This is a genomic window from Nonomuraea sp. NBC_00507 (assembly GCF_036013525.1).
Lineage (GTDB): Bacteria > Actinomycetota > Actinomycetes > Streptosporangiales > Streptosporangiaceae > Nonomuraea.
The window spans coordinates 11,056,397-11,080,928 of record NZ_CP107853.1 but is presented as its reverse complement, the minus strand read 5'-3'; the positions used below and the strand labels follow the sequence as shown (position 1 = coordinate 11,080,928).

26 protein-coding genes are annotated in these 24,532 nt (G+C 70.5%); 13 read left to right on the top strand and 13 right to left on the bottom strand.

The window, feature by feature from the left end; all coding sequences use genetic code 11:
• Positions 1-68: 68 nt before the first annotated feature.
• From OHA25_RS52830 to era, 7 genes are all read left to right on the top strand, one after another.
• Positions 69-1,109, top strand: a complete 1,041-nt coding sequence (locus OHA25_RS52830) for a PhoH family protein (protein ID WP_327584409.1) — start codon at positions 69-71, stop codon at positions 1,107-1,109.
• On the top strand, positions 1,106-1,582 hold the full coding sequence (gene ybeY, locus OHA25_RS52825) for an rRNA maturation RNase YbeY (RefSeq protein ID WP_305923342.1): 477 nt from the start codon (positions 1,106-1,108) through the stop codon (positions 1,580-1,582). The genes OHA25_RS52830 and ybeY overlap by 4 nt, the downstream gene beginning before the upstream one ends.
• Complete coding sequence (locus OHA25_RS52820; protein WP_327584408.1) at positions 1,579-2,874, top strand: hemolysin family protein; 1,296 nt, start codon at positions 1,579-1,581, stop codon at positions 2,872-2,874. The genes ybeY and OHA25_RS52820 overlap by 4 nt, the downstream gene beginning before the upstream one ends.
• A 502-nt stretch (positions 2,875-3,376) precedes the next feature.
• Positions 3,377-4,009, top strand: a complete 633-nt coding sequence (locus tag OHA25_RS52815) for a hypothetical protein (RefSeq protein WP_327584407.1) — start codon at positions 3,377-3,379, stop codon at positions 4,007-4,009.
• Positions 4,010-4,019: 10 nt separating this feature from the next.
• On the top strand, positions 4,020-4,337 hold the full coding sequence (locus OHA25_RS52810; protein ID WP_327584406.1) for a cytidine deaminase: 318 nt from the start codon (positions 4,020-4,022) through the stop codon (positions 4,335-4,337).
• A 1-nt stretch (position 4,338) separates the two neighbouring features.
• A complete protein-coding gene (locus OHA25_RS52805) occupies positions 4,339-4,815 on the top strand; it encodes an NUDIX domain-containing protein (RefSeq protein ID WP_327584405.1) in 477 nt (158 codons plus the stop codon).
• Positions 4,816-4,833: 18 nt separating this feature from the next.
• Positions 4,834-5,742 carry a GTPase Era gene (era, locus tag OHA25_RS52800; RefSeq protein ID WP_305923337.1) on the top strand — a complete coding sequence of 303 codons (909 nt, stop codon included), beginning with the start codon at positions 4,834-4,836 and terminating at the stop codon, positions 5,740-5,742.
• 73 nt (positions 5,743-5,815) lie between these two features.
• Here era and OHA25_RS52795 read toward each other — a convergent pair whose 3' ends face one another.
• From OHA25_RS52795 to OHA25_RS52765, 7 genes are all read right to left on the bottom strand, one after another.
• On the bottom strand, positions 5,816-6,289 hold the full coding sequence (locus OHA25_RS52795; protein ID WP_327584404.1) for a hypothetical protein: 474 nt from the start codon (positions 6,287-6,289) through the stop codon (positions 5,816-5,818).
• Between the two features lie 4 nt (positions 6,290-6,293).
• Positions 6,294-6,989 carry an urease accessory protein UreD gene (locus tag OHA25_RS52790; protein WP_327584403.1) on the bottom strand — a complete coding sequence of 232 codons (696 nt, stop codon included), beginning with the start codon at positions 6,987-6,989 and terminating at the stop codon, positions 6,294-6,296.
• Between the two features lie 335 nt (positions 6,990-7,324).
• Entirely contained in the window at positions 7,325-7,999 is a 675-nt protein-coding gene (ureG, locus tag OHA25_RS52785) for an urease accessory protein UreG (protein WP_327584402.1), read from the bottom strand.
• Positions 8,000-8,014: 15 nt separating this feature from the next.
• Positions 8,015-8,908, bottom strand: coding sequence for an urease accessory protein UreF (locus OHA25_RS52780; RefSeq protein WP_327584401.1), 894 nt, complete (start codon positions 8,906-8,908; stop codon positions 8,015-8,017).
• Between the two features lie 27 nt (positions 8,909-8,935).
• Positions 8,936-10,654 (bottom strand): urease subunit alpha, encoded by a 1,719-nt coding sequence (locus OHA25_RS52775; RefSeq protein WP_327584400.1) that lies wholly within the window; start codon positions 10,652-10,654, stop codon positions 8,936-8,938.
• Positions 10,647-10,958, bottom strand: coding sequence for an urease subunit beta (locus OHA25_RS52770; RefSeq protein ID WP_305923331.1), 312 nt, complete (start codon positions 10,956-10,958; stop codon positions 10,647-10,649). The genes OHA25_RS52775 and OHA25_RS52770 overlap by 8 nt, the downstream gene beginning before the upstream one ends.
• Positions 10,955-11,257 (bottom strand): urease subunit gamma, encoded by a 303-nt coding sequence (locus tag OHA25_RS52765; RefSeq protein ID WP_138710073.1) that lies wholly within the window; start codon positions 11,255-11,257, stop codon positions 10,955-10,957. Before OHA25_RS52765 ends, OHA25_RS52770 begins: the two co-directional genes overlap by 4 nt.
• A gap of 198 nt (positions 11,258-11,455) precedes the next feature.
• Here OHA25_RS52765 and urtA point away from each other — a divergent pair, with 198 nt between their 5' ends.
• Genes urtA through urtE form a run of 5 tightly spaced genes read left to right on the top strand, consistent with a single transcriptional unit; the run spans position 11,456 to position 15,928 of the window.
• Positions 11,456-12,661, top strand: a complete 1,206-nt coding sequence (gene urtA / locus OHA25_RS52760) for an urea ABC transporter substrate-binding protein (RefSeq protein WP_327584399.1) — start codon at positions 11,456-11,458, stop codon at positions 12,659-12,661.
• Entirely contained in the window at positions 12,661-13,509 is an 849-nt protein-coding gene (gene urtB / locus OHA25_RS52755) for an urea ABC transporter permease subunit UrtB (RefSeq protein WP_327584398.1), read from the top strand. The genes urtA and urtB overlap by 1 nt, the downstream gene beginning before the upstream one ends.
• Entirely contained in the window at positions 13,506-14,528 is a 1,023-nt protein-coding gene (gene urtC / locus OHA25_RS52750; RefSeq protein WP_327584397.1) for an urea ABC transporter permease subunit UrtC, read from the top strand. The genes urtB and urtC overlap by 4 nt, the downstream gene beginning before the upstream one ends.
• Complete coding sequence (urtD, locus tag OHA25_RS52745; protein ID WP_305923327.1) at positions 14,512-15,261, top strand: urea ABC transporter ATP-binding protein UrtD; 750 nt, start codon at positions 14,512-14,514, stop codon at positions 15,259-15,261. Before urtC ends, urtD begins: the two co-directional genes overlap by 17 nt.
• A complete protein-coding gene (urtE, locus tag OHA25_RS52740; RefSeq protein WP_327584396.1) occupies positions 15,239-15,928 on the top strand; it encodes an urea ABC transporter ATP-binding subunit UrtE in 690 nt (229 codons plus the stop codon). Before urtD ends, urtE begins: the two co-directional genes overlap by 23 nt.
• On the opposite strand, the gene OHA25_RS52735 is transcribed toward urtE, so the two are convergent.
• Positions 15,925-16,650, bottom strand: coding sequence for a Mut7-C RNAse domain-containing protein (locus tag OHA25_RS52735; protein WP_327584395.1), 726 nt, complete (start codon positions 16,648-16,650; stop codon positions 15,925-15,927). The two genes, urtE and OHA25_RS52735, sit on opposite strands and share 4 nt — an antisense overlap.
• A 26-nt stretch (positions 16,651-16,676) precedes the next feature.
• Between OHA25_RS52735 and OHA25_RS52730 the strand changes: the two genes are divergently transcribed.
• On the top strand, positions 16,677-17,582 hold the full coding sequence (locus tag OHA25_RS52730) for a TAXI family TRAP transporter solute-binding subunit (protein ID WP_327584394.1): 906 nt from the start codon (positions 16,677-16,679) through the stop codon (positions 17,580-17,582).
• Positions 17,583-17,598: 16 nt separating this feature from the next.
• On the opposite strand, the gene OHA25_RS52725 is transcribed toward OHA25_RS52730, so the two are convergent.
• From OHA25_RS52725 to OHA25_RS52705, 5 genes are all read right to left on the bottom strand, one after another.
• Positions 17,599-18,933 (bottom strand): sensor histidine kinase, encoded by a 1,335-nt coding sequence (locus tag OHA25_RS52725; RefSeq protein ID WP_327584393.1) that lies wholly within the window; start codon positions 18,931-18,933, stop codon positions 17,599-17,601.
• Positions 18,930-19,595 carry a response regulator transcription factor gene (locus OHA25_RS52720; protein WP_327584392.1) on the bottom strand — a complete coding sequence of 222 codons (666 nt, stop codon included), beginning with the start codon at positions 19,593-19,595 and terminating at the stop codon, positions 18,930-18,932. Before OHA25_RS52720 ends, OHA25_RS52725 begins: the two co-directional genes overlap by 4 nt.
• A 9-nt stretch (positions 19,596-19,604) precedes the next feature.
• Positions 19,605-20,918 (bottom strand): MFS transporter, encoded by a 1,314-nt coding sequence (locus tag OHA25_RS52715; RefSeq protein ID WP_327584391.1) that lies wholly within the window; start codon positions 20,916-20,918, stop codon positions 19,605-19,607.
• Between the two features lie 119 nt (positions 20,919-21,037).
• Positions 21,038-23,362, bottom strand: a complete 2,325-nt coding sequence (locus OHA25_RS52710; protein WP_327584390.1) for a glycoside hydrolase family 6 protein — start codon at positions 23,360-23,362, stop codon at positions 21,038-21,040.
• Positions 23,363-23,389: 27 nt separating this feature from the next.
• Positions 23,390-24,526 (bottom strand): mandelate racemase/muconate lactonizing enzyme family protein, encoded by a 1,137-nt coding sequence (locus OHA25_RS52705; protein ID WP_327584389.1) that lies wholly within the window; start codon positions 24,524-24,526, stop codon positions 23,390-23,392.
• Between the last annotated feature and the right edge of the window lie 6 nt (positions 24,527-24,532).

Here is a 24,532-nt window from a genome sequence, read left to right as displayed (position 1 = left end):
GCCCCGGATACGATGGGCGGAGAAGCACACCGAAAGAGACCGGGAGGCATCAGGCCACTGGCCTGCCCATGTCCGAACTACACGAATCCCGACGCACGGCACCTCCCTCGCGCACACAAGCCAAGGTGCTGATTCCGGACGAATACCCGATGGTCAGCCTCCTCGGCTCCCGTGATGAGCTGCTACGCGTCATCGAGGGTGCTTTCAGGGCCGACATCCACGTACGGGGCAACGAGATCACCGTCACCGGCAGCCCCGACGAGAGCGGCACCGTAGTGCGGCTCTTCGAGGAGCTCGTCGAGGTGCTGCGCAGCGGCGGCGAGCTCACCCCCGACGCGGTCGAGCGCAGCATCGCCATGCTCCGCATGACCTCCGACCGCCCCGCCGAAGTGCTCTCCCTCGACATCCTGTCCTCGCGCGGGCGCACGATCAGGCCGAAGACCGTCAATCAGAAGCGCTACGTCGACGCCATCGACAAGCACACGGTCGTCTTCGGCATCGGCCCGGCCGGCACCGGCAAGACCTATCTCGCCATGGCCAAGGCCGTGCGGGCGCTGCAGGAGAAGCGGGTCAACCGGATCATCCTCACCCGCCCCGCCGTCGAGGCGGGGGAGCGGCTGGGATTCCTGCCCGGCACGCTCTACGAGAAGATCGATCCCTACCTGCGGCCGCTCTACGACGCCCTGCACGACATGCTCGACCCCGACTCGATCCCCAAGCTGATGGCCAACGGCACGATCGAGGTTGCGCCGCTCGCATATATGCGCGGACGCACGCTTAATGACGCATTTATCATCCTGGACGAGGCGCAGAACTCCTCGGCCGAGCAGATGAAGATGTTCCTCACCCGGCTGGGCTTCAACTCCAAGATCGTGGTCACGGGTGACGTGACGCAGGTGGACCTGCCTTCGGGCACGGTGAGCGGGCTGCGGGTGGTCCAGGAGATCCTGGACGGCATCAACGACATCCACTTCTCCCGGCTGACCAGCGCCGATGTGGTCCGTCACAAGCTGGTGAGCGAGATCGTGGACGCCTACGGGCGCTACGACGCCACGGTGGCCGCTCAGGAGCCGAAGCAGATCCAGCATCGGGGGAAGCGGCGACCGTGAGCATCGAGATCAACAACGAGTCCGGCGTCGGGGTCGACGAGGAGGGCCTCGTGGCGCTGGCCGCTCATGTGCTCGGCGAGATGGGCATCAACCCGCTCGCCGAGCTGTCCATCGTGGTGGTCGACGAGGGCGCCATGACCGAGCTGCACGAGAAGTGGATGGGCGAGCCCGGCCCGACCGACGTGCTGGCCTTCCCGATGGACGAGCTGCGCCCCGGCGGCGGCGCGCGCGGCGACTCGGACGGCCCGGCGGACCCCGCGCTTTTGGGGGACGTCGTGCTCTGCCCGCAGGTGGCCGCCAGGCAGGCGAAGGAGGCCGGGCACAGCACGGCCGACGAGCTTGAGTTGCTGTGCACGCACGGCATCCTGCACCTGCTCGGTTACGACCACGCGGAGCCGGAGGAGCACAAGGAGATGTTCGGGCTCCAGGCCCAGCTCCTGGAGTCGTGGCAGGAGGTGCGCGACCCGCGGTGAACGGCTGGTTGCTGCTAGCCATCGGCCTGGTGATCATCGGTGGCCTGATCGCCAGTGCGGAAACGGCACTGACGCGCATCTCCAGGGTGCGCGCCGAGGAGTTCGTGCGGGACGGTAAGCGGGGCGCGGTGCGGCTGCAGGCCATCGAGACCGACCCGCCGCGTTACCTCAACCTGCTCCTGCTGCTGCGGCTGAGCTGCGAGCTGATCGCCACGGTCATCGCGACGTTGCTGTTCATCGACGTCATGCATGACCAGGGCTGGGCCTACGTGTGGGCCGCGGCCGTGATGATCGTGGTCAGCTACGTGGTGGTCGGGGTCATGCCCCGTACGCTGGGCCGCCAGCACGCCGAGCCGGTCGCGCTGGCCAGCGCGCCCATCGTGTACGGCCTGACGCGCATCTTCGGCCCCCTTCCCAAGCTGCTGATCCTGCTGGGCAACGCGTTGACGCCCGGCAAGGGGTTCCGCGACGGCCCGTTCACCTCCGAGGCCGAGCTGCGTGACCTGGTGGACCTGGCGGAGGAGCGCCGGGTGATCGAGCCCGACGAGCGCGAGATGATCCACTCGGTCTTCGAGCTGGGTGACACGCTGGTGCGTGAGGTCATGGTGCCCCGCACCGACATGGTCTACATCGAGCGCGGCAAGTCGATCAGCCAGGCTCTGTCGCTGGCGCTGCGCAGTGGTTTCTCCCGCGTTCCCGTCGTGGGTGAGAACGAGGACGATGTCGTGGGCATCGCCTACCTCAAGGACATCGCCCGCAAGATCCACGAGGCGGGGGAGGGCGGCGGCAAGGAGCCGGTGGAGTCGATCATGCGCTCGGCTGCATACGTGCCCGAGAGCAAGCCCATCGACCAGCTCATGCGGGAGATGCAGGCCAGGCAGATCCACATCGCCATCGTCATCGACGAATACGGCGGCACCGCCGGCCTGGTCACGATCGAGGACGTGCTGGAGGAGATCGTCGGCGAGATCACCGACGAGTACGACCAGGAGGCGCCGCGCGTCGAGCGGGTGCCCGGCGGTGGCCTGCGGGTGACGGCCAGGATGCCGGTCGACGAGCTGGGCGAGCTGTTTGAGGTCGAGATCGACGTGGACGATGTGGAGACCGTGGGCGGGTTGCTGGCCCACGCCCTCGGCCGGGTGCCGATCGCCGGGTCCCACGCGGAGGTGGCCGGCCTGTCGCTGACCGCGGAGACCTTGGCGGGTCGTCGCAACCGCATCAGCACCGTCGTGGTTCACCGTGTTACGCCGCCGGAGGACGAGGCCGTCCCCGCCACGGCCGAACGCGACTAGCCCTTCGTTCCGCTCGGCCCCGCCCGGTCCCGCCCGGTCCTGTTGGGCGGCGACTGCGGTGCCGGTTGTGCCGGTTCCGAATGTCCATCGCCGAGACCTCCTCGTCCCTTGGGAGGGCACGATGGCCGGGTACGTGCCGGGCAGCGGCGGACAGGTGGTGACGTGGGCTGATCTGAGCGGGGGCGGCTGGGGGACAAATGCGGACGGATACCGCAAGCGTTCTACAAGTCTTCTGCAAGCGACCTCCGGCACTCTCTAATCACGACATCCAGTGCGGTGGGTGTCAGAGGGGAAGCATCCGATCGCCGGGTGGGGTTCGCGGCGAGAGGATGGATCCAGGGGGACGACAGCGTCCCGGTCGGGTAGCCGGCTGAGACGCTGATCGGCGTAAAGGGTGTTCTCATCCAGAAAACCGGATGAGAACACCCTTTTTGCGTGTTGCTGGGACCTTCGATGGATTGCCGCATTAGTTGGTCGGGCAGGGTTCGCGCCAGGGGGGATCATGAGACGAAGACAGGGGATCATCGGTTGCGCCCTGCTCGCTTGCACCCTGGCGGGATGCGGCGGCGAGGGCGCGGAGAGCTTCATCGACCCGAGCGCCATGGCCCAGCTGCACGAGGCGCTCCGCAAGGAGCCGCGGCTGCCCGAGGGCTTCACGGTTCGTCCTGAGCAGGCGTGGCGGATGCCGTTCGGCCCCGCGGACCGGAACTGCCGGGCGCTGCTGGAGCCGGCCGGCGGCCGTGCGCCCGCGCACGCGCTGACCGCCCAGGCGGCGGTGAGCTACCAGGGCGACGGCTTGGGCGAGCAGGCCGCGGTCGGCCTGGCGAGGTACGCGGGCGAAGAGGCCGAGGCGCACCTCGACGCGCTGGCCAGAGCACGGGAGTCGTGCCGGGCGGTACGCACCTCCTCCGGCACCGACCTGCGGCTGAGCGAGCTGCCGGTCGAGGACGCCGGTGACGAGGCCGTGGGGGCGCGGCTGCAGGGCCGGTTGCACGGCTATCCGTACGTGCTCGACGTCGTGTTCTCCCGGGTGGGCGACACGCTCGTGTCGGTGGTCCACACCGGCATGAACGACGTGGACAGCACCCGCACCCGCAAGGTGGTCGCCGCTGCGTTGGCCATGGCCGGCGCATAACCTAGTGCGCGTGACTCTCGATCCTGAAGACAGCAAGATCATCACGTTGGCGCGGGCGGCCAGGGCGCGTAACGGCACCCCCGAAGGGGCCGCCGTACGCGACGAGACCGGGCGCACCTACTCGGCGACCAACGTGGCCCTTGCCTCGCTCACCTTGTCGGCGGTGCAGGTTGCGGTGGCCATGGCGATCTCCAGCGGCGCGCGTTCCCTGGAGGCGGTCGCGCTCGTGACCGACGGCGAGCCGGGCCCCGACGACGCGGCCGTGGCCGCGGAGCTGGGCGTCAAGTCGCTGCTCGTGGCCGGTCCCGACGGCACCCTGCGGGGCTGACATGCCGATGTCGCCGTTTCTGGCGAGGTTGCGGGAGAAGGTCGGCTCCGATTTGCTCATGCTGCCGTCGGCGGCCGGTTACGTGTTCGACGACGCGGGCCGGCTGCTGGTGGCCCGCCACGGCGATGTCGGGCTCTGGGCGGCGCCGGGCGGCGGCATCGACCCCGACGAGCGCCCGCAGGACGCCGTGGTCAGGGAGCTCAAGGAGGAGCTCGGCATCGAGATCGCGGTGCGCGGGCTGATCGGCGTCTACGGCGGCCCCGAGTTCCGCACGCAATATCCGAACGGCCACCAGTGCGGCTACGTCATCGCCGTCTACGGCTGCGCGCTCGTCTCGGGTGTGCCCGAGCCCGACGGAGTCGAGATCAACGCTTACCGATGGGTGACCGAGGGGGAGCTCGCCGAGCTGCGCACGACCCCGTGGACGCCGCTCGTGGCGCCCGAGGCGTTCACCTGGTGGCGTGAACACGCTCGTTGATGGGACACAATGCAGAGTGTGACTTCGCCAGACAGCCATCGCGCCGGATTCGCCTGCTTCGTGGGGAGGCCGAATGTTGGCAAGTCCACGCTGATGAACGCCCTGGTCGGGACCAAGGTCGCGATCACCTCGTCCAAGCCGCAGACCACCAGGCGGGCCATCAGGGGCATCGTGCACCGCCCCGACGCCCAGCTCGTCATCGTGGACACCCCGGGCCTGCACCGGCCGCGCACGCTGCTCGGCGAGCGGCTCGACAGCCTGGTGTTGTCGACGCTCACCGAGGTGGATGTGATCGGCTTCTGCGTGCCGGCCAACGAGCCGATCGGCAAGGGCGACCGGTTCATCGCCGACAAGCTGTCCGCGGTGAAGAAGACGCCCGTCGTGGCCGTGGTGACCAAGTGCGACCTGGCCTCCAAGCAGCAGATCGCCGAGCAGTTGCTGGCGGTGTCGCAGGTGGCGGAGTTCGCGGCGATCGTGCCGGTGTCGGCGCAGGCGGGCGACCAGCTCGACGTGGTGGCCGACGTGCTGATCGAGCACCTGCCGGAGTCGCCGCCGCTCTACGAGGGCGGGCAGCTCACCGATGAGCCGGAGCAGGTGCTGGTCGGGGAGCTGATCAGGGAGGCGGCGCTGGAGGGCGTGCGCGACGAGCTGCCGCACTCCATCGCCGTGGTCGTCGACGAGATGTTGCCCCGCGAGGGGCGTGACGACCTGCTGGACATCTACGCGCACCTGTTCGTGGAGCGGCCGTCGCAGAAGGCGATCATCATCGGGCACAAGGGGGAGCGGCTGCGGGAGGTGGGCACCAAGGCCCGCACCCAGATCGAGGCGCTGCTGGGCACGCGCGTCTATCTGGACCTGCGGATCAGCGTACTCAAGGACTGGCAGCGCGATCCCAAACAGCTGCGGCGGCTGGGTTTCTACGACTGACAGTTGGCAGGCGGCGGGCAGCGGCCGGCCAGCGCGGCTGACCTGTGGCGTGCTCTACGACCGGCCCGCGCGGTCAGTGGTCGGCCCGCGTGCGGCGGAACAACGCCAGGACCGAGAGCACCACGACCCCGAGTGAGCACGCCAGCGCCGCGAACCAGCCGAACCTGATCACCGGTGCGACCGACAGCAGGCCCAGGTCGATGGAGATCCGGTCCTGCACGCCGCTCCCCTCGGTCACGAACATCACCACCGCCAGCACGGCCACCGCACCAGGGACGAGCGCCAGGGCGGCGAGCCTCGGATGGGCGAGTAGCCCGGCCAGGCCGCACGCCAGCGCCACCAGCCCCGCCACCAGCGCGTAGATGCCGAACGCGTCGTCGATGCCGCGCACGTCGGCGGTCACCCCGCCGCCGATCAGGCCGATCTTCGCCTCCAGGCCCGCCCACGGCAGGACGGCGCAGAACACCAGGAGCGCTCCGGCGACGGCCACGGCCAGCGCATGGCCGCGACGGGTGCCGGGCGGCGCGGGCTTGAGGTCTTCGGCCACACGATCACTGTATGCCGGGGCCGCCCGTCCGGCCATCGTACGCAACGGAGTCATCACCATCGACGCAAGCCGCGTTTTCCCCCCATTCCAGGCGCGAACGCAGCTCCACCGCATCTCCGGCCAGAGCCGACACCAGCGTCCCTGACGCCGCCAAGGGCAGGACCACGACCCCGTCGGCCACGAGTGGTTCCTTCGCCGTCGTCGTGAGGAACGTGGTGCCGACGCAGCGGGCCCCGCCGAAGACGGCCGGCGAGGTGTCGAGCGCCGGGTCGCCGACCGTGAACTCCTGCCGGAGCAGGGGGCGGTCGCCGCAGGTGGCGTCGAAACGGGCGTGGCAGCGGCCGGGCTCCTCGCCGTACCGGCCGAAGACGATCTCCTCGCGCCACAGGACGCTCGCGTCCGGCTCCAGCGCCAGCCGTACGATCAGACGGTGCTCGCAGCCCGCGGCGAGCACTGTCGGCTCGGGGGTGAAGCGGAGGGTCGCGCCCGCGCCCACCCGTGCGGTGATCAGCATCTCGGACTCGCCCTCGCCGGGCAGGACCAGCGTGCTCGCCACCGAGCCCAGCTCCAGAGTGGTACGGGGGGCGACGTCCACGTCCAGCGCCAGCCGGTCGCCGCCGAGCGGCCCGGCCGCCGTCGAGACGAGGTGGACGGTGTACGGGCCGGTCTGGCGCAGCGTCAGCGGCGGATCCGAGGCCATCCGGCTGATCATTGTTCGTCCGTCCGCCGCAGGCGCGGTCGCGACGGCGGCACTGGCCCGCATCGCCCGTCGCCGCCCACGCCCTGCCCGAGCCGCCCCATCGGCGCGCACCCGTCCACCCGGCCCAGCAGGCCCTACGTGCCCGCCGGGCCCAGCAGGCCCTACGTGCCCGTGCTGCCCGCCATGTCCCGCAGGCGTCGTGCTCTGAGGCGTTTCCGTGTGCTGGACGGGCCCGGGGCGCTCGTCAGCGACGGACCCGGTCGGGCCGGGCAGGGGCGGTGCGGCGTGCTCCGGGGTGTCGGCGGCCTCGGTGGTGCCGGTGGGCTGGGAAGGCATTACGAGACGGGGGCCGCGTGGACGTGGGACCAGGTCGTCACCCGTTCGGAGACCCAGTCGGCGACGGCGGCGGCAGTGGGGTCCTGCCTGATCGAGGTGAACAGCACCGGCCGCTCCCCGCGTACCTTGGCCGCGTCGCGGGCCATCACGCCCAGATCGGCGCCCACCATCGGGGCCAGGTCGGTCTTGTTGATCACCAGCAGGTCCGCCGTCGTGACCCCGGGACCGCCCTTGCGGGGCACCTTGTCACCGCCCGAGACGTCCAGGACGAAGATCTGCTCGTCCGCCAGCCCCCGGCTGAACGTCGCCGTCAGGTTGTCGCCGCCGCTCTCCACGATGACCAGGTCCAGCGGGCCGAATCGGTGCTCCAGGGTCTCGACGGCGTCGAGGTTCGCGGCGATGTCGTCGCGGATGGCGGTGTGCGGGCAACAGCCGGTCTCGACGGCCAGGATGCGCTCGGCGTCGAGCACGCCGGCCCGGCGCAGGAAGTCGGCGTCCTCGGTGGTGTAGATGTCGTTGGTCACCACGCCCAGGGACAGCGATGGGCCCAGCGTCCGGCAGAGCGCGGCCACCAGGGCCGTCTTGCCGCTGCCCACCGGGCCGCCCACGCCGAGCCGCAGCGCCCGGCCGCGGCCGTCGGGTGCGTGGTGATGGTCGTCGTGATTGGCTCCCATGTACGGGTCCCTTCCTTAGGAGACGAACAGCCTGATCTCGGCCTGCGTGTGCTGCTCGGCCAGGAGATCCAGTGCTGGTGCTGAATACGCGGGCAACGCCTCCCAGAGGGGGGCGAGGTGGGGGGCCGGGTGCGCGTTCGTGGCGGCGAGGTGGGCTTGGGCGGCCACGGCGGTGAGGTCGGGGGCGAAGGCGGCCAGCAGCGCGTGCACGGCGACCGGGTCCAGACCCAGCAGCCGGACCGCCGCCGTGGCGGGGCCGCTGATCGCGTGGTACGCCGCCGCCATGGCCGCCTCCTCGGGCGTGGCTCCCGCCGCGTGCGCGGCCACGCCGAGCGCGATCGGGTGATGAGGATGGGGTACGGTCCGCGCCAGCTCGTCGAGGACGTCCGACGGCCACACCCGCCGGGCGACCCTGAGCAGCAGCCTGCCCTGCGTCCTGGAGGCGTCCCGCTGCGCAGGTGAGGCGGTCCGCGCGTCCACCTCGTCATCGAGCCGCACCCAGGGTGACACGTCGCCGCCATCATCCCCGCCGTGTCCGGCTGCCTGGCTGCCGCGTCCGGCCGCGTCACCGTGTCGGGCTGGAGTCGCGAACGTGTCCCCGCCGGGCGCGGGTGGCTGGTCAAGAGGCGCGTGGACGCCGTCAGTCGCGATGCCGGTGGTCGCGTGGGCAGTGCCCGCGCTGAGGCGGGTGACGTCCCGGGTGGCCGTACAGGACGCCTGGAGGGCGGCGGCGGCTGCCAGGGCGGCGGCGAGCGTGCCGGAGGTGTGCAGCCGCCCCCGAAGGAAGCGGTCCAGCGACGGCACGTCGTGCACCGCCCCCGCCGCGATGGCGCGTTCGGCCCCGCCCGAGTGGGCGTGGCCGCCGGCCGGCAGGCGGGAGTCGGCGATCAGGAGCAGAGCCGGGTTCATCAGATCGAATACATCACATCTCGCTGGTCAGAACAGGAAGTAACGCTGTGCCATGGGCAGGGTGGCGGCGGGGGCCGGCTCGATGAGGTCGCCGTCGATGCGGACCTCGAACGTGTCGGGCGCCACCTCGATCCTGGGCAGAGCGTCGTTGAGGGGCATGGAGGACTTCCCGCGCCGGCGGACGTCCGCGACCGGGACCAGCCGCCGGCGTACGGCCAGCCGGTCGGCGAGCCCCGACTCCAGGGCGAGCGGCGCGACGAAGTGGAGCGAGGTGGCGGCGGCCGTGACCGGTGAGGCGCCGAACATGGGCCGGGGCAGCACCGGCTGCGGCGTCGGGATGGAGGCGTTGGCGTCGCCCATCTGGGCCCAGGCCACCACCCCGCCCTTGAGCACCAGGTCCGGCTTGACGCCGAAGAAGGCGGGGTCCCAGAGGACGAGGTCGGCGAGCTTGCCGCGTTCGACGGAGCCGATCTCGTCATCCAAGCCGTGGGCGATAGCCGGACATATCGTATATTTCGCTACGTATCGGCGAGCCCGGAGATTGTCCGCCGGTCCCGAGCCCAGCGAGCCGCGCCGCCCCTTCATCACGTGAGCAGTCTGCCACGTACGGATGATCGTCTCCCCGATCCGCCCCATGGCCTGCGAGTCCGAGCCGATCATCGAGATCGCGCCCATGTCGTGCAGCACGTCCTCGGCGGCCATCGTCGACGGCCGGATGCGCGACTCGGCGAAGGCCAGGTCCTCCGGGATCGACGGGTTGAGGTGGTGGCACACCATGAGCATGTCGAGGTGCTCGTCGAGCGTGTTGACGGTGTGCGGCCTGGTGGGGTTGGTGGAGGAGGGCAGCACGTTGGAGTAGGCGGCGACGCGGATGATGTCGGGCGCGTGCCCGCCGCCCGCCCCTTCGGTGTGGTAGGCGTGGATCATCCGATCGCCGATGGCCTTGAGCGTCGATTCGACGAACCCGGCCTCGTTCAGGGTGTCGGTGTGGATGGTCACCTGCACGCCGGACGCGTCCGCCACGCTCAGGCACGCGTCGATGGCGGCCGGCGTGGTCCCCCAGTCCTCGTGCAGCTTGAAGCCCGAGGCCCCGGCCCTGAGCTGCTCGTTCAGCCCGTCGGAGCTGACCGTGTTGCCCTTGCCGAGCAGCGCGAAGTTCAGCGGGTAGGAGTCCAGCGACTCCAGCATCCGGCCGAGATACCAGGCCCCGGTGACGGTGGTGGCCTTGGTGCCCTCGACGGGCCCGGTGCCGCCCCCGACGATCGTGGTGACACCGGACCCGATGGCCTCGTCGAGCAGCTGCGGGCAGATCAGGTGGACGTGCGAGTCGACGGCCCCGGCGGTGAGGATCTTGCCGTTGCCGGAGAGGACCTCCGTGGACGGTCCGATGACCAGGTCCACGCCGTCCATCGTGTCGGGGTTGCCGGCCTTGCCGATGGCGTGGATACGGCCGTCGCGAATGCCGATGTCGGCCTTGACCACGCCCCAGTGGTCGAGGATCACCACGCCGGTGATGACCAGGTCGACCGCGCCCTCGGCCCGGGTGGTTCTGGCCTGTCCCATGGATTCGCGGATCACCTTGCCGCCGCCGAAGACGGCTTCGTCGCCGGGACCGGAAGGCCCCATCGACAGGTCCTCGGTGACCTCGATGAACAGGTCGGTGTCGGCCAGCCTGATCTGGTCGCCGGTGGTGGGTCCGTAGAGTGCGGCGTAGCGGGCGCGTGAGATCTGGGCTCCGTCAGTCATCGAGCGGCCCCGCCCACTCCGGCCGCAGTCCCGGCACCACGCGGTTGCCGCCCAGCGGCACCAGCGTCACGTCCCGCTCCACGCCGGGCTCGAACCTGATGGCGGTGCCCGCGGGCACGTCCAGTCGCATCCCCCACGCCGCCTTCCTGTCGAACTCCAGCCCCGGATTGGCGGCCGCGAAGTGGTAGTGCGAGCCCACCTGGACCGGCCGGTCCGCCGTGTTGACCACCCGCACGGTCACGCGCTCGCGCCCGGGGTTGAGCGCGAGGAAGCCGTCGGGGTGGACGTATTCACCCGGGATCACGGGATCGGCCTGTGCACGGTCACCAGCTTCGTGCCGTCCGGGAACGTGGCCTCGATCTGGACGCTCTCCAGCATCTCCGGCACCCCCTCCATGACGTCGGCCCGGCCGAGCACGGACCGTCCCGCCTCCATGAGGTCGGCCACGGTGCGCCCGTCCCTGGCGCCCTCCATGAGGAACGACGCGATGATGGCGGTAGCCTCGGGATGGTTGAGCCGCAGGCCTCTGGCCTGCCGCTCGCGCGCCACCCCGGCGGCGACGTGGATGAGCAGCCGCTCCTGCTCGTGTGAGGTAAGCCGCATGGCCGGACCATAGGAACCGGCCGTTTCCTGACTGTTGCCGGGTGATGTCGTGTTGGTTTCGCCGTGCGGCTGAGTCCCGCATATCGGATTAAGTGCATTTGTGAACGCCCGGCAATGGCGTCTTAACGCCCGGGATCTACCTGGGAAACCTCGCGGAGTCACCTTTCTGGCAGGAACGCCCGGCAGGAAGGAACCGCTGTGCGCACATCTCGCGCAATCGTCTCCGCGCTCGTCCTCTTCACCCTCGCGGCCTGCGGATCCGACGCCCAACCCGCCGCGCAGTCGAACGAGATCAAGGTCGGCCTGCTGCACTCGCTCAGCGGCACCATGGCCATCAGCGAGGTCACCGTCCGCGACGCCGAGATGCTCGCGATCGAGGAGATCAACAAGGCCGGAGGCGTGCTCGGCAAGAAACTCGTCCCCGTGGTCGAGGACGGAGCCTCCGACTGGCCGACCTTCGCCGAGAAGGCCACCAAACTGATCAGGCAGGACAAGGTCGCCACTGTCTTCGGCGGCTGGACCTCGGCCAGCAGGAAGGCCATGCTGCCGGTCTTCGAACGGTATAAGGCGCTGCTGTGGTATCCGGTGCAGTACGAGGGGCTGGAGAGCTCCCCGTACATCTTCTACACCGGCGCCACCACCAACCAGCAGATCATCCCCGGCCTGGACTACCTGAAGGAGCAGGGCAAGAAGAAGATCTTCCTGGTCGGCAGCGACTACGTCTTCCCGCGCACCGCCAACAAGATCATCAAGGCGTACGCGGCCGCGAACGGGATGGAGATCCTCGGCGAGGAGTACACCCCGCTCGGCCACACCGAGTACTCCACGCTGGTCAACAAGGTCACGCAGGCCAAGCCGGACGCGGTGTTCAACACCCTCAACGGCGACAGCAACGTCGCGTTCTTCAAGCAGCTCAAGAGCGCCGGCGCCACCGCCGAGAGCATGCCGGTGCTGTCGGTGAGCATCGCCGAGGAGGAGGTCACCGGCATCGGCGTGGACAACATCGTCGGCCACCCGGTCGCCTGGAACTACTACCAGACCACGCAAACCCCGGCCAACGAGGCCTTCGTCAAGGCGTTCAAGGCCAAGTACGGCGAGAAGAAGGTCACCTCCGACCCCATGGAGGCCGGCTACAACGCCGTCTACCTGTGGGCCGAGGCGGTCAAGAAGGCCGGCTCGACCGAGGTCGAGGCCGTCAAGAAGGCCGCGCCCGGCATCGCGCTCGAACGCCCCGAAGGTCTGGTCACCATCGACGGCGAGAACCAGCACATGTACAAGACCGCCCGCATCGGCATCATCCAGCCCGACGGCCTGATCAAGCAGGTGTGGGACTCCGGCAAGCCGATCAAGCCGGACCCGTACCTCAAGGGTTACCCCTGGGCGTCCGGCCTGGCGGCCTCCTGATGTCGGCGTTCGTCAACCAACTACCGATCGGGTTGTCGATCGGGGCGGTGCTGCTGCTCATCGCGCTCGGGCTGACGTTCACGTTCGGGCAGATGGGGGTGATCAACATGGCCCACGGCGAGTTCATCATGGCGGGCGCGTACACCGCGTTCCTGCTGCAGGACATGGTGCTCGCGCTGCCGGCGGCGTTCGTGGTGGCCGGAGTGATGGGGCTGATCCTGGAGCGGGGCGCCATCAGGCACTTCTACGGCCGGCCGCTGGACACCCTGCTGCTCACCTGGGGCGTGAGCCTGGTGCTGCAGCAGCTCGCCCGCGACCTGTTCGGGGCGCCGAACGTGCAGGTGCCCGCCCCCTCGTGGCTGGCGGGCGGGGTGGGCATCCTGCCGTACAACCGGCTGTTCATCATGGCCCTGGCCATCGCGGGCGTGGTCGCGGTCTGGGCTTATCTCAACAGGACCGGCCTGGGGCGGCGCACGCAGGCCGTGATGCAGAACCGGCAGCTGGCCGCCACCAGCGGGATCGACGCCGGGCGGGTGGACATGCTGACGTTCTTCATCGGGTCCGGGCTCGCGGGCGTGGCCGGGGTGGCGCTGACGCTCATCGGGCCCGTCGGGCCGGCGCTCGGCACCTACTACATCGTCGACGCGTTCCTCGTCGTGGTCGCGGGCGGGCTCGGGCAGCTGCGCGGGGCGGTGCTCGCGGCCGCCGGGCTGGGGCTGCTGAACTCCTACGCCGAGTTCTGGTCGGACGCCTCGCTGGCGAAGGTGATCGTCTTCGCGGTCGTCATCGCGTTCCTGCAGGTACGGCCCCAGGGGATGTTCGTGCTCAGGTCGAGGGTGCTTACATGATCAAACGGAACCTGCCGTTCGCCGCCATCGCGGTGGTGGCGCTGGTCGCGGCGCCGCTGCTGCTGGAGCCGTTCCGGCTGGGGCTGCTCGCCAAATACCTGTGCTACGCGATCGTCGCGCTCGGGATCGGGCTGGCCTGGGGGAAGGGCGGCATGCTCACGCTGGGCCAGGGCGTGTTCTTCGGGCTCGGCGGCTACTCGATGGCGATGTACCTCAAGCTCACCGAGGCGGGGCCGGGCGGGCTGCCGGACTTCATGGTGTGGAGCGGGGTGGAGGACCTGCCCGCGTTGTGGCTTCCCTTCGCCAATCCCGTGTTCGCGCTCGGCATGGCGGTGGCCGGGCCGATGGCGCTCGCGGTGATCCTGGGCACGCTGGTGTTCCGGCAGCGGGTGCGGGGGGCGTACTTCGCGATCCTCACCCAGGCGCTGGCCGCCGCGCTGGTCATCCTGCTGGTCGGCCAGCAGGGGCTGACCGGCGGCACCAACGGCATGACCAACTTCTTCGATCTGTTCGGGCAGGACCTCGCCGAGGACTCCACCCAGCGCGGTCTCTACCTGGTCGTGGCGAGCGTGCTCGGGGTGCTCTACCTGGCCACCCGGCAGCTGGTGAACAGCCGGTTCGGCCGGCTCCTCGTCGCGGTCAGGGACGGTGAGGACCGGGTGCGGTTCCTCGGCTACGACCCGGCCCTGGTCAAGACCGTCACCTTCGCCGTCTCGGCCGGCATGGCCGGGCTGGCGGGCGCGCTGTTCGTGCCGGTCGTCGGCATCATCTCGCCCGCGCTGCTCGGCGTGGTGCCGTCGCTGGAGCTGGTCGTCGCGGTGGCGGTCGGCGGGCGGCACGCGCTGGCCGGGGCCGTGCTCGGCGCCGTGGTCATGGGCTACGCCAAGACGGCCTTCAGCGAGCAGTTCGCCGACGGCTGGCTCTACCTGCAGGGCGCGCTGTTCATCCTGGTCATGACGCTCGCCCCAAAGGGGATCATGGGCATCCTGGGGAGGTTGCGACATGCTCGAACTACGTGACGTGCACGTGGTGTTCGACGGCTACCGCGCACTCGACGGCGTCGACCTCACCGTGCCCGAGGGCGAGCTGCGTTTCCTGATCGGGCCCAACGGCGCCGGCAAGACCACGCTGATCGACGTGATCACCGGCCTGACGAAGCCCGCGGCGGGCGCCGTGCGGTTCGGCGGCTACGACCTCGTCGGCAAGAAGGAGCACCAGATCGTCCGGCTGGGCGTCGGCCGCACGTTCCAGACCTCGGTCGTGTTCGAGGAGCTCACCGTCCTGGAGAACCTCGACCTGGCCGCCAGCTTCCGCAAGCCGCTGTGGTCGCTGGCCAGGCGGCGCAGAGGCGTCTCCGAGGCCGTCGCGGAGGCCCTGGCCAGGACGGGACTCGAAGATCTCGCCGAGCGTTCAGCCGGCGTTCTCTCGCACGGCCAGCGCCAGTGGCTGGAGATCGGGATGCTGCTGGCGCAGCGGCCTCGGCTGCTGCTCCTGGACGAGCCGGTCGCCGGCATGTCCGGCGACGAACGCGAGCGCACCGGCAAACTGCTCACCGAGATCGCCGACGATCACACGGTGATCGTGGTGGAGCACGACATGGAGTTCCTGCGGCGGCACGCCTCGAAGGTGACCGTCCTGCACGAGGGCAAGATCCTCGTGGAGGGGTCGGTCGACCAGGTCAGCGCCGACCCGCGGGTGCAGGAGGTCTATCTGGGGAGGAGGCCCAAGGATGCTATCGGTAACCGCCCTTGAAGCAGGTTACGGCAGGGCACGCGTACTGTTCGGAGTCTCTCTGGAGGTCGATCCCGGCCGCCTCGTGTGCGTCATGGGACGCAACGGCGTGGGCAAGACCACCCTGCTCAACACCATCATGGGGGTGCTGCCCGCGACGGCGGGCACCGTCATGTTCGACGGGCGGGACGTGACCAGGCTGAAGCCGCACGAGCGGGTGCGGCTCGGCATGGGGTACGTCCCCCAGGGCCACCAGTGCTTCCCCCAGCTGTCCGTCCTGGGCAACCTCCTGGTCGCCGTGGAGGCCGCCAAGCAGCCGCAACGGGCCATCGACGAGGCACTCGACCTCTTCCCCGCACTCAAGCCCCTGCTCAAACGCAGCGCCGGGCACCTGTCGGGCGGGCAGCAACAGCAGCTCGCCATGGCCCGCGCCCTGGTGACCAAGCCCAGGATGCTCATCCTCGACGAGCCGACCGAGGGCATCCAGCCGTCGATCATCCTCGAGATCGAGGCGGCCATCGAGCAACTGCACGCCTCCGGGCTGGCCGTGCTGCTCGTCGAGCAGTACCTGGACATCGCGCTGCGGCTGGCCGACCGGTTCCTCATCCTCGACGCCGGGCACGTCGTACGCACCGGGGAGGCCGAGGAGCTGCAACGCGAGGACGTCCGCCGTCTGCTGGCCGTCTAGCCTGCGCTATTAGTCCACGCGCGTGCCGACTGCACGATTTGCTCCAGCCGGCCGCTGTGCGCGCCGTGCCAGTAGATCTGGCCGCATTCCCGGCACCGGCCGTACACGTCGTAGTTGCGCCGCGTCCCGGCCTCCAGGAGCGGCGCGACCTCATGCTTGGCGACCGGCTCCAGCCGGCCGTTGCAGGCCGTGCAGCGCGTCCACGGGCGCAGCGGTGGCGAGAAGCGTTCGAGGAGGTCGCGTAGCTGGTCGGTGGGGCGGGAACCGCGGACGTACGCGCCCAGCCACAGCGCGCGGCGGCGCAGCAGGCCGCGGTCCTGGGTGAGCAGCACCCGGCGCTCCTCGTTGGCCTGCGCCACGAGCGCCGGGTCGTCCCTGTCGTTGTGGTAGGCGGCGTCGATGCCGAGCAGGCGCAGCCGCCGCGCCAGCGTGCCCAGGTGCACGTCCAGCAGGAAACGCGGCTCCTCGGGCAGAGGTTGCGGCCGGGGCATCGGATGCACCTCCGCCACGTCGCCGGAGGTGAGCTGATAGGAGGGGGACACGCCGCGGCCGTCCACGATCAGCGGGCCCACCTCGGTCAGCGGGATGCCGACCGACTCCACGTGATGGCCCAGCGTGGACGTGCCGTCCGGGATCACCTCCTGCCATTCCTGGCGGCGGCTCACGGGCAGAAACATCCTCAGCTCTGGGGCGATGCGCAGGCGTGCGGTCACGAAGTCCATTCTGTGTCACCGGATAACGTGAATTCATGCTGATTAGCCGCCGGTCCCTGCTCGGGCTCGCCCTGCTGACGGCGGGGTGCTCGGGCGGCGAGGCCCGGCCGGCCGAGCTGCGGCTGGTGACCGGGCAGTCCGGTGGGCTGTACGGGCAGCTGGGCGACCAGCTGGCCAAGGAGCTGCGGCGCGACGGGATCCCCGTGCGGGTGACGCAGACCGCCGCCAGCGTCCAGAATCTCGCCATGATGGCCGACGGGCGGGCAGACGTCGGGTTCTCGCTGGCCGACAGCGCCGACGACGCGATCCGTGTACGCCACCAGCCGGTGTCCGCGCTGGCAAGGGTGTACATGAACTACGTTCACCTGGTCGTCGGCGAGAGCTCGGGGATCGCCGAGGTCGGGCACCTGGCCGGGCGGTCGGTGTCCATCGGAGCGCCGGGATCGGGCACGGCGGTCATCGCCGCCCGGGTGGTGGCCGCCGCTGGGCTGGACCGGCCCCCAGAGATCGTCAGGCTCGAGCTGGACGCCTCCATCAAGGCGCTGCGCGGCGGCGAGATCGAGGCGTTCTTCTGGTCGGGCGGCGTGCCCACGCCCGCGCTGGCCGCGCTCGGCGACATCCGGCTGATTCCGCTGGAGGCGCTGGTGCCGGTGCTGCGGCGTCGCTTCGGGCCGGTGTACGAGCACGTGTCGGTGCCCGCGGACGCGTACGGGGCGGTGCGGCCGGTGCCGACGGTGGGCGCCCCCAGCTACCTGATGTGCCGGACGACGCTGCCGGAGGACGTGGCCTACACCGTCACCGAGACGCTGTTCCGGGCCCGTGACCGGCTCCAGGCGCCGTCGGCGCCCGGCGGACGGCTCGATGAGCGGTATGCCATCGGCACCAGCGCCGTCCCGCTCCACCCCGGCGCCATCCGGTACTACCGCTCCGTCTACGGCTGAGCTCTACGGCTGTGTTCTACGGCTGTGTTGCGCCCGGCAGGCTCAGCTCCACGACCAACCCGTGCGGTGCGGCGGGCAGCAGCGCCAACGTGGCCCCGCACGCCTTGGCCAGCTCGGCGGCGATGGCCAGGCCGAGCCCGCTACCTGGCACGTTGGCGTGCGCCCCCGACCGCCAGAACCGCCCCAGCGCCTCGGCCCGCTCCTCCTCGCTCAGCCCCGGCCCGTCGTCGGCCACCCGCAGCACGCCGTCCGTCAAGGTGACGGTCACCGTCCCGCCCTTGGGCACGAACTTCTGGGCGTTGTCGAGGGCGATGTCCGCGATCCTGGCCGCCGCCTCCGGAACAACCGACATTTCCGCAATATCGGTAACCAACCGCACCCCCTTCGCCGCGTACACCTCTTCCCACGCCTTCAACCGCGGCCCCAGCTCGACGACCTTGCCGTCGAGCTCGGCGCCTGCCTCCACCCGGGCCAGCGACAGCAGATCCTCCACCAGCAGCGCCAGCCGGTCCAGCTCCGCCATGGCCTCCGCGTGCTCGGCCGCGCCCTCGCCCCGCAGATGCGGCTCCAGGTTCTCCAGCCGCAGCCCGAGCACGGTGAGCGGGGTACGCAGCTCGTGCGAGGCGTCCGCCACGAACGCCCGCTGCCGCTCCATCGCGCCGGCGACCGCGTCGGCCATCGCGTTGAACCGCTCCTCCAGCCGCCGCAGCTCCGACGGCCCCGCGCCGGGGTGCGCCCGCGCGTCCAGCCGGCCCTGCGCGATGGCCTGGGTGGTGCGGTCCAGCTCCGTGACCGGGCGCAGGATCCAGCGGGCCAGCCGCCTGGCCGCCAGCGCCGCGTAGGCCAGCGCGATCAGAGCGCCGGCCGCCAGCGCGCCCCACACCAGCGACACCTCCAGCCTGGCCCGGTCGGTGGGCGCCTGGAGCAGCACCACACCCGACAGTTGCGCGTCCCGGCCGGCCGGCTCGGCCAGCAGTACGCTCGGCGGGCCGAACGGGGTCATCGTGGGCAGGTCGTCGGTGGTGCGGCCGGACAACGCCAGGCGGGTCGCCTCCCGGTCGTCGGCCTCGAAGCGGCCGGCGGTGATGTGGATGGAGCCGTCGCGGTCCCGTACGCGCACGGCGGCGCCGTACAGGTCGGCGTATCGGGTGATCTCGGCGGTCAGCCCGGCGTAGTCGCCGTCCCGCGCGGCCTGGTCGGCCAGCTCCGCGAAGCGGGTGGCGTCGGCGCGGCGGTCCAAGAGCAGCCGGTTCGTCCGGTGCGAGGCGTACGCCAGCCCCAGCGGCACGGCCAGCGCCGCGATCAGGAACACGATCAGCGTGGTGAACGTGACCACCAGCCGCGAGTTCACGTCGTCGAGCCCAGCCGGTAGCCCGTCCCGCGCAGCGTCTCCACCAGCCCCGGACGGCCCGTCTTGGAGCGCAGCCCCGCCACGTGCACGTCCAGCGACCGGGACGCCGACAGCAGAGGGTCGCCCCAGACCTCGTCGAGGATCTCCTCCCTGCTGCGCACCACGCCCGGCTCCCTGGCCAGCAGCGCCAGCACGTCGAACTCCCGCCTGGTCAGCGTCACCGGGTCCCCGGCCACCGTGACCTGCCTGGACTCCAGGTCGATGCGGACGTCGCCGACGTTCACGACGTGGTCGCGCCGCGGCTGCGGCCGGGTGCCGCGCCGCACCACCGCCTCCATGCGCGCCATCAGCTCCGCCGTTCGGAACGGCTTGATCAGGTAGTCGTCCGCCCCTGACCGCAGGCCGCGCAGCACCTCACGCTCCTCGGTACGGGCCGTCACGACGATCAGCGGTACCGCCGACAACCGGCGCACGCGGCGCAGCACGTCGAGCCCATCCATGTCGGGCAGACCCAGGTCGAGCAGGACGAAATCGACGCCCCCCGCCAGGCGGAGGGCGTCGACGGCCAGCCCGGCCCGGGTGACCTGATGGCCGTGCCGGGCGAGGGCCGTGATGAGCGCGGCGGCGAGCCGATCGTCGTCCTCGACCAGCAGAACTCGCATTACGCCAGGTTAGACGCGCGCCGGTAGGGACCCCGCCGTGACCTGCTCGGCACGCGACAGCGCGGCGTCGCGCGTTTCGCGCATGACCAGGTAGACCACGAGCGAGACCGCGGCGCAGCCCGAGACGTACCAGAAGAAGCCGGACTCGATGCCGGTGTTCTTGAACCACAGCGCCACGTACTCGGCCGTGCCGCCGAACAGCGCGTTCGCGATCGCGTACGGCAGCGCCACGCCGAGCGCGCGCACGTTCGTCGGGAACAGCTCGGCCTTCACCACGGCGTTGATCGACGTGTACCCGGTGATGATCAGCAGACCCGTGAGGGAGAGCACGAGAGCTCCGCCGAAACTGCTCACCCCGCCCAGCGCCGTCATCAGCGGCACCGTGCCCAGCATCGACCCGATCCCGAACGTGATCAGCAGCGGCCTGCGCCCGATCCGGTCCGACAGCGCCCCCGCCAGCGGCTGCAGGCACATGAACAGGAACAACGCGCAGAAGCTCACCAGTGTGGCCGTCTCCTTGGGCAGGCCCGCGGTGTTCGACAGGTATTTCGTGAGGTAGGTCGTGTAGGTGTAGTACGCGACCGTGCCACCCATGGTCAGGGCGATGACCAGCAGCGCCTCCTTGCGGTGCCCGAGCAGCTCGCGGATCGTGCCGCGGCTCTCGGTCTCGACCTCGCGCTCCTCCTCGTCGTACGCCTCGGTCTCCAGGAGGTTGCGGCGCAGGTAGAACACGACGGCGGCGCCGAGCGCGCCGATCACGAACGGGATCCGCCAGCCGTAGGAGTCGAGCGCCTCCTTCGACATGGTGTTCTGCAGGATGATCTGCAGGCCGAGGCCGACCAGCTGGCCGGCGGTCATGGAAACGTACTGAAAGCTCGAGGCGAAGCCGCGGCGGCCGCGCGGGGTGGCCTCGGTGAGGTAGGTGGCGCTGGCCGCGTACTCGCCGCCGACCGACAGGCCCTGCAGGAGGCGCGCCACCACCAGCACCAGCGCGCCGAAGTAGCCGACCGTCTCGTACGTCGGCGCGATCGCGATCAGCAGCGCGCTCGCGGACATCAGGGTGACGGTGAGCGTGAGCGCCGCCTTGCGGCCCTTCCTGTCGGCGTACCGGCCGAGCAGCCAGCCGCCGAGCGGGCGCATGAAGAAGCCGACGGCGAAGATCGCGGCCGTGTTGAGCAGCTTGGCGGTGTCGTCCCCCTCAGGGAAGAAGGACGCGGCGAAGTAGACGGCGAAGCTGCTGTAGACGAACCAGTCGTACCACTCGACGAGATTGCCGACAGAACCGCCGACCACGGCCTTCCACGGCACGCGTGCCTTGCTCACTCTGTACCTCCTGGGGGGAGTAGTTGCAGGTCAGAGCCTTACCCCAGAAGGATGTTCGGACAAGGGATGCGGGGTCAGATCTAACATCCGCTTAACGTCGGGGCCTTACTGACGTAACTTCACCGCAACGGTGGGTTGGCCGATTTCGCCCTTTCGAGCGCCATCTCGCCCCACCATTCGCCCGCCTCCGGCGCCACGACGCCGCGGGCGGGGTCCTTCTCGCCGTCGGTGCCCCGCCGGCATCTGCCGCTGGACGCGCCCGCCTTGGTGATCCACAGGTAGGCGTCCACCAGTTCCTCTCCCGTGGCCGTGGTCGGGCGGTCACCGACGCCCCTGCCTGGAGGGTTGCACCACGTCTGCGGATCCTTGTAGTGCTCTGCCGGAGCCCATGTTCCCTGACCGTTCCTGGCGGTGTCGACGACGAAGTGCGGCATCGTGGACGGGTCCACCGTGGTGGAGGACGGGCAGGTCTTGTCGCCGGTGGCCAGCCGGATGCCGATGCAGGCCGACAGGCTCTTGCCGTACGCGACGGCCCTGGCCGTGCGCTGATAGCCGGCCGTGTTGACGAAGAACCCGTCCACCTTGTCGATGCCCGCCCCGATCAGGCGCTCGGCCATGATTTCTGTGCCCGGGTAGAGATCCTGGCTGCCGTCGAGGTAGACGGCCGTGCCGGGGTTGGCCTTGAGGGTCTGCGCGGCTTTCCTGAGGTCCTGGTAGCGCTGGTCGGGGGAGCCCTGCGGGTCGCAGTCCTTCGCGCCGGAGATCTTGACCAGGCTGCCCGGCTCCAGGATCACCACGGCCTTGGCGCTCCCGATCTGGCCGGCCACGCCCTTGATCCACTCCTGGTACGCGGCCAGGTCGGCCGGGGTGGCGGGCTTGCAGTCGCTCCCGGGCATGTAGTTGATCAGGAACACCGGGACGCCGCCGGCCTGCTCCGCCCCCGAGATCACATGGTCGATCTTCGCTCTGACCTCGGGTTCGCCCAGGCGAATGGCGTAGGGGACGGCGGCCAGCTTGCGCATGAGCTCGGCGTCCTGCGGGCGGTCCTCGGCCCACTGGTCGGCCTGGCGGCTGGCGGCCGGCTCGGCGGGGGCGTAGAGGCGTACGTTGTCCTGGGCTCTGAGCGGGTGCTGGGCGGCGGCCTGAGCCGTGGCGTCGCCACGGCCTTTCTGGTCCTGAACGCCGACCGCAGCGCCCTGACCGCGCCACACCAGTGCCGCCGACGTCCCCGCGACCGCCATGACCACCGCGGCAGCCACCGCCAGCAGCCTTCTCCGTCGCGCTGCGGCAGGCGTCGCCGCGCTCTCCGTCGCCGCGCTCTCGGCCGCCGCGCTCTCGGCCGCGCCTGAGATCGCCTGGCCTGGGCCCGTCGCGCCGGGCGACGCCGCGTCCGTGTCCGCCGGTGTGGCAGGCGCGGGACCGGTGGCCCATGGCCGGGCGGTCGACGGCAGGGATGAAGCCGAAGCGCTGAGGCGGTCCAGCAGGTCCTGGGCCGTGGGGCGGTCGGCCGGAGTCTTGGCCATGGCGGCCAGCACCAGGTCATGCAGCGGGCCGGGCAGACCCCGCAGGTCCGGGGGTTCGTTCAGGATGCGCAGGAGGATCGTGGGTACGGACCCGGAGCCGAACGGCGGGGCGCCGCCCGCCGCGAAGCCCACCGTGCACCCCCACGAGAAGATGTCCGAGGCGGGCCCGATCCGAGCGCCCGACACGTGCTCCGGCGACATGTACGCGGGCGTCCCCACGATCATGCTGCTCATCTCCGCGTCGGCGAGCTGCGCGATGCCGAAGTCGATGACCTTGGGCCCCACCTGGGAGAGCAGCACGTTGGACGGCTTGAGATCGCGGTGCACCACCCCGGCCCCGTGGATGGCCCGTAAGGCCATCGCCATCGCCGCGGCCAGCCCGTCCAACGCCGAGCCTGTCAAGGGCCCCGACTCGCGGACGACGCTCTCCAGGCTGGGCCCCTCGACGTATTCGGTGACCAGATAGGCCACCTCTCCCTCGACGTCGGCGTCCAGGACGGGGGCGGTGCAGAACCGGGCGACCCGCTGAGCGGCCGCCACCTCACGGGCGAAACGCCGACGGAAGCCGGCGTCCGTGTCCAACCTGGCGTGGATCAGCTTGACCGCCACCCGCGTGCCGTCCGGTCCTTGACCCAGGTAGACGACGCCCATCCCGCCTTCGCCCAGCCGGCCCAGCAGAGCGTACGGCCCCACCTGGCGCGGGTCCCTGTCCCTCAACGCCTCCAAGGTCATAGAGGACCACGCTATCTTCCCCCGCGACGGGTCTTCCACGGCTACAGCGCAAGCCGCCACTCGTTCCACTCGTCGAGGGAGCTCGACGAAGCCCGTGGCCTCGTTGATGGCGAGCATGTGGGCGTTGGAGGTGGCGTTCCAGGTGATGACCCGCTCCAGGTGCGGTTCTCGTTCGCGCAGGCGCGCCATCGTCGCCGAGGTCTGGAATCCCGGGCGTCACCAGTTCGTCAGGGAACCGTCCGGGCGCCGGAATCTCTGGGGGAGCCGGTCGGCCGCGGCGGTACGTCGCGCCGCCTCCCGGTCCAAGGTGATCCCGAGCCCGGGGGCATCGCCTGGGAGAAGGCACCCGTCGGCCCACCGCGGCTGCTCGGGAACGATGTCGAGGAGGTCGCTGCCCGGCATCACCGGCTGTTCGAGCACCAGCAGATTGGGGCAGGCCAGGCTGAAGTGGAGCGCCGCCGCGTTGGCGACCGGCCCGTACGGGTTGTGCGGCACCACGTCGATGTAGTGGGTCTCGCACCAGCCGGCGACCTTCATCGCCTCGGTGAACCCGCCCACGATGGCGAGATCGATCCTGGCGTAGTCGATCCACTCGTTCTCCACCAGCTCGCGGAACTCCCATTTCGAGCCGAACTGCTCGCCGGCGGCCAGGGGTACGGTGGTGCGCAGCCGTACCATCTCCATCGACCTGGGGTTTTCCGCGCGGATCGGATCCTCGATGAACAGCGGCCGCATGGCTTCCAGTTCGCGGCAGAGTGTGACGGCCTCCGCGGGTGCGAGCCGTGTGTGGACGTCGAGCGCGATCTCGACGTCGGGGCCGACCGCCTCGCGCAGCGCGGCGAACTGCTCGACGGCGACGCGGACGGCTCTGCGTGGCTGGAGGATTTCCCCCTGGGCGGGCAGCCCCCAGCGCAGGTGCCGCCAGCCCGCCTCGACGGCGGCGAGCGCCGACTCCACCACCCGCGCGGTGTCCTCCGTGCCGCCGCGCACGTGGACGTAGCACGGCACCCGGTCACGTGCCCTACCGCCGAGCAGCTCGTAGACGGGAACTCCGAGAGCCTTGCCCTTGATGTCCCACAGCGCCATGTCGACGGCCGAGATCACCGCTGACAGCTCCCTGCGCGCGGGGAAGTAGAGGCCGCGCGAGAGCACTTGCCACAGGTGCGCCGAGCGGAAGGGGTCCTGTCCGATGAGGAGTTCCTTCACCGTCTCGACGGTCCCGAACATCGCGGCGCGCTCGTCCGGCAGGCCGCACTCGCCGACACCGGTGATCCCCTCGTCGGTATCGACCAGGACGAAGACATAGGTGCGGCGTCCCGTCGCGGCGATGGCCTCTATTCCAGTGATCTTCATGGTTGT